This is a genomic window from Blastomonas sp. AAP25, assembly GCF_001295965.1.
Classification (GTDB): domain Bacteria; phylum Pseudomonadota; class Alphaproteobacteria; order Sphingomonadales; family Sphingomonadaceae; genus Blastomonas; species Blastomonas fulva.
Map to the genome: position 1 here is coordinate 24460 of NZ_LJHP01000039.1, position 7997 is coordinate 32456.

6 protein-coding genes are annotated in these 7997 nt (G+C 67.1%); 1 reads left to right on the forward strand and 5 read right to left on the reverse strand.

The window, feature by feature from the left end; translation table 11 throughout:
* Positions 1–13 precede the first annotated feature (13 nt).
* Positions 14–1510, reverse strand: coding sequence for a glycosyl transferase family protein (locus IP68_RS18585; RefSeq protein WP_231684155.1), 1497 nt, complete (start codon positions 1508–1510; stop codon positions 14–16).
* A 33-nt stretch (positions 1511–1543) separates the two neighbouring features.
* Complete coding sequence (locus IP68_RS18590) at positions 1544–3088, reverse strand: DUF389 domain-containing protein (RefSeq protein WP_082382493.1); 1545 nt, start codon at positions 3086–3088, stop codon at positions 1544–1546.
* A gap of 176 nt (positions 3089–3264) precedes the next feature.
* On the opposite strand from IP68_RS18590, the gene IP68_RS18595 reads away from it, so the two are divergent.
* On the forward strand, positions 3265–4578 hold the full coding sequence (locus tag IP68_RS18595) for a hypothetical protein (protein ID WP_197275863.1): 1314 nt from the start codon (positions 3265–3267) through the stop codon (positions 4576–4578).
* A 138-nt stretch (positions 4579–4716) separates the two neighbouring features.
* Here the strand turns inward: IP68_RS18595 and IP68_RS18600 are convergent, their stop codons facing one another.
* From IP68_RS18600 to IP68_RS20535, 3 genes are all read right to left on the reverse strand, one after another.
* Positions 4717–5139, reverse strand: a complete 423-nt coding sequence (locus IP68_RS18600) for a VOC family protein (RefSeq protein ID WP_054136518.1) — start codon at positions 5137–5139, stop codon at positions 4717–4719.
* 14 nt (positions 5140–5153) lie between these two features.
* On the reverse strand, positions 5154–5693 hold the full coding sequence (locus IP68_RS18605) for an invasion associated locus B family protein (protein WP_054136519.1): 540 nt from the start codon (positions 5691–5693) through the stop codon (positions 5154–5156).
* Positions 5694–5708: 15 nt separating this feature from the next.
* Positions 5709–7997: MBG domain-containing protein (locus IP68_RS20535; RefSeq protein ID WP_304438733.1), on the reverse strand; the 2289-nt coding region annotated here is incomplete at its 5' end.

The window sequence follows — 7997 nt, forward strand, 5'->3', positions numbered from 1 at the left end:
CTGCGGCCCGGCGCTATTCACCGCCAGCCTCTGGCCGATCGCCCACCAGCCGCAAGACCGGCCCGGGGCTCTCGCACGGCCCGGGTGCCGCGGGAATGTGGTGGCGCGTTTTGTCCCAGGGGAGCGGCGTTCCGCCAAGGCTGGCAGCATAGGCCAGCAGCGCGCGGCGTGCGGCCATCACCGCGATGATATTGCCCACCAGCGCGCGCGGAACCGACCACAGCGCCTGACGCGCGCCATATTGCCATCCGGTGCACAGCGCCCGCACCAGCACCCGCCACGCCAGCGCCAGTCCGTTGACGATCAGCAGCAGGCGAAAGGCCGGATCCAGCGGTGGCGGGGCATACCAGCCCAGAATTCCGCCTGCGCCGACGATCAGCCAGCACAGCAGCCCCAGATACGCGCTCACCAGCACCAGCGCGGACAGCACCGATCGCCGGTCGCGCGCGCGCATCCAGATGTCCGCAACCCCGCCGCTCCAGCCGGTGCGATCCCAGCCGCTGAGCGCGATGCCGATCGTCCAGCGCGTCTTCTGCCGCACCGAGGCGGTCAGATCACCGGGAAAGAAGGCCCGCGTGGCGATCAGCTCACCCTTGTCGTCGCGCGCGCGGACAAACACGCCGCGCCCGCCCGCCTCGTGGATGCGGATGCCCAGCTCGTAATCCTCGGTCAGGCTGTCGGTGGCGAACGGTCCCTGCTCGGCCGATGCATCGGCCAGCGCCTGCAGCGTGTCGCGCGCAAATCCGCAGCCCACGCCCGCGCACGGCATCGCGACACCCAGGCGGCTGCGCACCGGCATCGCGCGGACATGCGCTTCGGCAAACTCGTCGGCATAATGACCGCTGACCAGCGGCGCTGCCGGATCGATCAGCGGATTGACCGGAAGCTGGACAAAGGCGTGCCCGCCCAGCAGCCGGTCGTACACCCGCAACTCGTCGGGATGGACGACATCCTCGGCATCGTGCAGCACCACCGAGGCAAAGGCGAAGCCCTGCTCGCGCTCGTCCGCGCGCATCGCAAGCCAGATGCGATTGAGGCAATCGGCCTTGGAGCTGGGTCCGGTGATTCCCAGCGGCACGATGCGCACCCGGCCATCCCCCCGCGCGCCGCGCAAGGCGGCAAAGCCGGTGGCGGGATCATTGGCATAGACGCCGATATAGAGGCGGTAATTCTCCTGCCGCCAGCGATGCAGGCAGTGGCCGACCATGTCGCCGATCACATCGGCTTCATCCCAGGCGGGAACGAACACCGCATGGCGGGGGGACGGGTCAGGCGCCGCATCGCGCGGCGTGCTCTCGAAGGTCAGCGGGGCATCCCGGCCATCACGCCTGCCGAAAAGCCGCTGCCACAGCCAGACGCCGTCGAGCGCAAGATCATCCATCGCGCCGATGAAGAACCATATCCCGGCGAACAGAAGAAGTTCGGTTGCCAGCAAGTCGGTCCAGGCCAAAAGGTGACAGGCCAGCGTCGAACACTGTGCGTCGCCCCATGCCTGTTCGATCGGTCCCAAGCAGTGCCCCCCGGCGGGCCGGTCACGACCCTGTCAAAGCGCCCAATCCACCGGAATGGATCCGTCAGAATTGCGCGATCCGTTGCTCTGTACTTTAATGCCTGCTTCGCGCAACTTCGTCAAAACATAATCGGCAGCTGCGCCCTCGCCGCCGACGTTCACCGGCAGCCCGGTGCGCCGCGCCGCCCAGATCGCCAGCGCAAGGTCGGTTGCGCCGGCGGAACTGGGCTCGTCACCTTCGAACCGGATCGACGGCAACGCCAGCGGCGGCGGGATCAGCTGCATCTGCCATTGCGGCTCGGCCTGCGCCATGCGCTGTTCCAGCGCGCGATAGGTGGCAAGGCTTGCTCCCGGGAGAGGCGTTGCACGCACCTGCGCCAGCCTCTTGTCTCGGTCGACCAGCACCGCATCGGGGGAAACCCCCGCGAGGATCGCCATCTCGCGCCCGACCATCGCCACCGCCGCGCGTTCCTTGCTGGCCTTTTCGCGCGCCGATGCCGATGCCAGTTGCGCCGCTTCCGCATCGCCCGCCGCCGTGCCGACGCGGAACTGGTCAAGGCTGAGCTTGACCGGCCGCCCCAGCGCCTTTTGCAGCGCGCCCTCGCCCAGCCGGGCAGCGTTGGTGCGATATTCCGGGGTCAGGATCGTTGCGCGGACGATCAGCGGGTCGCTCGAAAAATCGATATCGAGCTGGTCGATCTTGGCCTGGCCGGGAAATTGCTCGGCCAGCACATCGCGTGCCTGGCGCTGCGCACGCGCTTCCCATGCGATCTGGCTGAGCGAATAGCCCAGCGGGATCGCCAGCGCCAGGAACGCTGCGGTGATGATCACCGCCTGTACCCCGCTCTGCCGGCTGGTCAGCTTGGGGCCGAAGCCGTAGAGCCGCGCCATCACCGCGGCAGCAATGGCGATGGTCATCAGGTTGGTGACGAACAGCAGCAGCGCGCCGAAGAATACGGTCCCGTTGAGTGTCGCCAGGCCGAAGCCGACCGTGGCCAGCGGCGGCATCAAGGCGGTGGCGATCGCCACTCCGACGATGGTGCCTTCGCGCCCGCGGATCATCGCATAGGCTCCGGCGAGCGCGGAGAACAGCGCCACCAGCAGGTCGAACAGGTTGGGGCGGGTGCGCGCCGCGATCTCGGGCGTTATGTCCTTGATCGGCGAGAAGAACACCACCAGCGCGGTGAACAGCACCGCCAGCAGCACCCCGCCGGCCAGCGTCATCGCGGTCCGGCGGATCTCGTTGCCATCTACCAGCGCCATGCCGAAGCCCAGGCCGATGATCGGCCCCATCAGCGGCGAGATCAGCATCGCGCCGATGACGACCGCAGGCGAGGACAGAAGCAGCCCCAGCACCGCGATGCCCGCCGACATCAGGATCATGAACGCATAACGCGGGGTCAGGCTGGATTCGTCATCGACCTTGGCGATCACCGCGCGGTGCTCGATCGAGGGGATCACCGTGCCACGCCACCAGCTGCCCAGCGGCCCTGCAACTCGCGTTGCCAACTCGCCCATGGTCGACGACAGACGCCTGGCCCTCGGGGTTTCAGCGCTGGGCGCGGGTTGGTCGGTCATGTCATCTCACCATAAGCGTCTCGGCCAAGGGTGGACCGGCCTTGCCATTGGCGATAGACGGATATCCGCAGCCGTGCCAGACCCGCCGGACCCGGCAAGGGCGCGATCGGGCTTAGGCCGCCTGCGCCGCAAGCGGAATCACGGCCCTGCAGACCAACGAAAGGTGACATGCGCAGATGATCAGGATCAACCGTTTCGGCCTGTTGGCGCTGTTGCTGCTGGTGGCTGCCTGCGCCCCCAAGCCCGCGCCGCAGACCGCAGCACCCGCCGATCCGCTCGATGCCATCGCCCGGCAATATGTCATGCTGTCGCTGGAAATCGGCACGCATGAGGACGGCTATATCGATGCCTATTATGGCCCTCCCGAATGGAAGCGCGCCGCCGAGGCCGCGCCGCGTGCCCTGCCGGCGCTCGCGCAGGCGGTCGATAGCCTGTATCAGACCCTCGCCGCTGTCGATGTCTCCGCCCGCGAGCCTCTGGTCCGGCGCCGCGCGACCTTCCTGCGCGCGCAGCTTAACGCCGCACGCACCCGTCTGCGCATGCTGCGCGGCGAGAAGCTGAGCTTCCGCGAGGAATCGCTCGGGCTGTTCGGTGCCACTCCCGACATCCGCCCGCTGGAAAGCTATGATCCGGTGCTGGCCGAGATCGAGACGCTGCTCCCGGGCCCCGGCACGCTCGCCGAGCGGGTCGATGCGTTTCAGGAGCGCTTCGTCATCCCCGCCGACCGGCTCAAGCCCGTGTTCGACCGCGCCATCGCCGAATGCCGCGCGCGCACCGCCGCGCACATCCCGCTACCCAAAGGCGAGAGCTTCCGCATGGAGTTCGTCACCGGTAAGCCGTGGAGCGGCTACAATTATTATCAGGGCAACCTTGCCAGCCTGATCCAGATCAACACCGATCTGCCCATCCGCATCAGCCGCGCGGTCGATCTGGGCTGCCACGAGGGCTATCCCGGACACCACGCGCTCAACTATCTGCTCGAACAGCGGCTGATGCGCGCGCGTGGCTGGATGGAATACAGCGTCTATCCGCTCTACAGCCCGCAAAGCCTGATCGCCGAGGGATCGGCCAATTACGGCATAGACCTCGCCTTCCCGGGCAATGAAAAGCTCGCCTTCGAGATGCGCGAGCTCTATCCGCTGGCGGGTCTTGCGACCACCGATGCCGCGCGGCTCGCTCGGCTGCAAACGGCGCTGACCGGGCTTCGCGGCGCGCGCTTCACCATCGCGCAGATGTATCTCGACGGCCAGATCGACCGCGCCCAGGCAATCGCGTTGACGCAAAAGTATCAGTTGATGAGCGAGGCGCGCGCCAAACAGTCGATCGGCTTTACCGACACCTATCGCAGCTATGTCATCAACTACGGACTGGGCCAGGACATGGTGCAGGCGTTCGTCGAGGCCGCCGGCCCCTCCCCCAAGGCCCGCTGGGCCGCGATGGAGCGGGTGATCAGCGAACCGACGCTGCCCGCCGATCTGGCGGTGCGCTAAGCACCACTTTGGTCATTCCCGGGAACGCGGGAATCCCGCTTTCGCGCAAAGCTTAGCGCACTAGCGGGACCCTCGCCTGCGCAGGGGTGACGGGGTGAGATAGTTGAATTTCGAGTATTGTTCGCAGGCAGCGCCGACTCAGCTCGCAAACAGCATCGCGTCGTCGGCAAAGGCCTTGAACTCCAGCGCATTGCCCGCCGGATCGTGGAAGAACATCGTCGCCTGCTCGCCCACCTGCCCAGCAAAGCGGATATGCGGCTCGATGACGAAGCGCGTGCCGGCAGCGCGCAACCGCTCGGCCAGCGCCTGCCAGTCGGGCATGGTCAGCACTACCCCGAAATGCGGCACCGGCACATCATGCCCGTCGACCGGATTGTGGTGCGCGTCGGCCCTGCTGGCGGCAGGATCGAGATGCGCGACGATCTGGTGACCGAACAGGTCGAAATCGATCCACTGATCGGAAGACCGCCCCTCGCCGCAACCCAGAACGTCGCGATAGAAGCTACGCGCGGCCGCCAGATCGTCGACCGGAAACGCGAGGTGAAAGGGTCTGATGGCCATGATCGGCGTGCTTGTCAGAAGGTCGCCAGCGCTGCACCCAGCCCGGTCGCGACAACGCTGATCACGATCGGCTTGCCTTCCAGATCGAGGAAGACCAGCTCGAGCTTCTGGGCCTTCTTGAGGTGATCGATATCGGCCGGTGCCAGCGGCTTCTCGCCGATGCAGCCTTCGGGCAGGCAGCGGCTGAACACGATCTTGTCGATGCCCTTGGCCTGATCGCCATCGATCTGCATCAAAGCGCCGGTATCCAGACGGACGCCCAGCGGAACCTTGACCAGCAGCCCGGTCTTGCCCGAGGATTTCTGCTTGGCGATGGCCACGCGGATCACTTCCTTGCCATTGGCCTCGTCGATCAGCGACTGGACGGTATCGCAGATTTCCGCTTCGCCCGTGCCCTTGCACCCGGTGGTCCATGGCTTGGCACCATCGGCGACCTTCTTGGGCGTGATCGGCTGAGTGGCCGGAGCAGCAGGCGCCGCGGTCTGGGCGGCCAGCGGCGCGCAGATCAGCAGGGCGGGTGCAACAGCGGCAAGGGTGCGAAGCATGACGTGCATCGGATCAATCTTTCTTCATTGGGCTGGCTGGAAGGTCCAGAGGGGCGTCGGCGCAGCAGAGCACAGGCTGATATACGTACAGCCGGTGCGCTGTCCACCGTCGCGCGACGGGGTGCCAGGCGCTGCTGCGTCCACCGGACGGGTTTCGGGCGCCATCAGCACCGGCAGCGGAGCAGCCAGCCCCTGCAGAACCTGCAGCGGCGCAGTGCTGTCGGGCGGAACCGGGACGCTGACGCTGCCTTGGCCCGGCATGGTGATGACGGCAATCGGCGCCGCGACAGGCGTTGCCGATGGCGGCTGAGAGGGAGCGGCCGTGCCGACCGGGGCCACGGCCACCGGATCAGCGACGCTCGTGCCCCCGCCGGGCGGCGGCGGCGTCACCGGCGCCGATGTGCCCGGCGGATCGGTGACGGGCGGAGTGCCTGGAGGCGGTGCACCCGCTGGCGGGGTGCCCGCTGGCGGGGTACCGGCAGGGGGATTGGTAGCCGGAGGACTGGCGGCTGGCGGATTGGGGCCGCCACCGGTGCCCGGCGGGTCCTGCGCAGGCGGCACGATCGGCGGCAGCACGGTCATCACCCCGGGGCGATAGGTGATCTGGTAGTTGCGCGCGGTCCCGCGCGAGGCGTTGATGACATACTGCCCGGGCGCTGCGGTGCCGCCGCCCGTGGAGCGCAGCACCAGGCCGGTGACGACGTCCCCGGTATCCCCGTTGCGCAGCCCCGAATAGCTCACGGTCAGCACCGGATCGCCATTGCCCTGATGCATCACCACATTGTTGGCGGTGATCAGCAGCCGTGCCTGATCGATGGTCAGCCGCCCCGGCGTATAGACAAAGTCGTAATTGAGCGCCGATGCCCCCGATGCGGTGATGGCATAGGAGCCGATATCGGAGCCGATCGTGGCGGGGGTGCCGAACACCAGCCCGCTCACCACATTGGCGCGGTCGCCGTTGCGGAAGCCCGTGATCGACGCGCTGAATTCGGGGTTGGCGAGACCGTATTCACGGGTGGCATTGTTGACGCGGACCTGCAGCAGCGCCTTGGTGATCGTCAGCGTGCCGGGCACGTAATCGAACCGGTAGTTGGCGGCGACCGCCCCGGAACCGGTGATCAGATAGTCGCCGACATCGCTGCGAGCAATCGCGCCGGTGCGCAACCTGAGGCCGGAGACAACCGCATCGGTATCGCCATTGCGCAGCCCCGAGATGCTGGCGGTCAGCACCGGATTGGCCGTGCCATAGACCCGGGTCTTGCTGTCGATGGTCACGCTCAGCGGCGCGGGCGTGATCGTCAGGCTGCCGGGAACATAGGCAAAGTCATAATTGAGCGCGCTGCCCCCCGAAATACCGATGGCATAGCTGCCGACGCCCGAGCCCTGGGTGGCGCCGGTCGCCAGCACCAGTCCGCTGACAACCGATGCGGTATCGCCATTGCGCAAGCCGGCAATCGTGCTGGTCAGCGCCGGGTTGGCCAGCCCGTATTCGCGGGCCTTGTTGTCCGCGCTGATCGTCAGCAGCGCTCTGGTGATCGTCAGCGTGCCGGGAACATAGGCAAAGTCGTAATTGGTCGCGGTGGCACCGGAACCCGTGATCGCGAAGGTGCCGACGTTCGATGCGACTGTCGCGGCGCTGCCATAGACCAGCCCGCTGACCACCCCCGCACTATCGCCCACACGCAGGCCGCTGATCGATCCGGTGAAGGCCGGGTTGGCCAGGCCATATTCGCGCGTCGCGTCATTGGCGGTGACTGTGAGCAGCGCGCGCGTGATCGTCAGCGTTCCGGGAACATAGGCGAAGTCGTAGTTGATCGCGGTGGCGCCACTGCCGGTGATTGCATAGCTGCCGACGTCGGAGCCGGTCGTGGCGACGGAACCGAAGACAAGGCCCGCTGCAACGCTCGCGCTGTCGCCGTTGCGCAGGCCCGAGATGCTGCCGGTGAACGCCGGGTTGGCAAGCCCGTACGCGCGCGTGGCATTATTGGCCGTCACGGTGAGCAGCGCCCTGGTGATCGTGAGCGTGCCGGAGACATAGGCAAAGTCGTAGTTCGTCGCACTCGCACCCGATCCGGTGATCGCATAAGCCCCGGCATCGCTGCCGATTGCGGCGACCGAGCCATAGACCAGCCCGCTGATGACGCTCGCGGTGTCCGAATTGCGGAAACCTGTGACCGATCCGGTGAAGGCCGGGTTCGCGAGGCCATATTCGCGCGTGGCGTCGTTCGCGGTGACTGTCAGCAGCGCGCGCGTAATCGTCAGCGTGCCGGGAACGTACGAGAAGTCGTAATTGGTCGCGGTGGCACCCGAGCC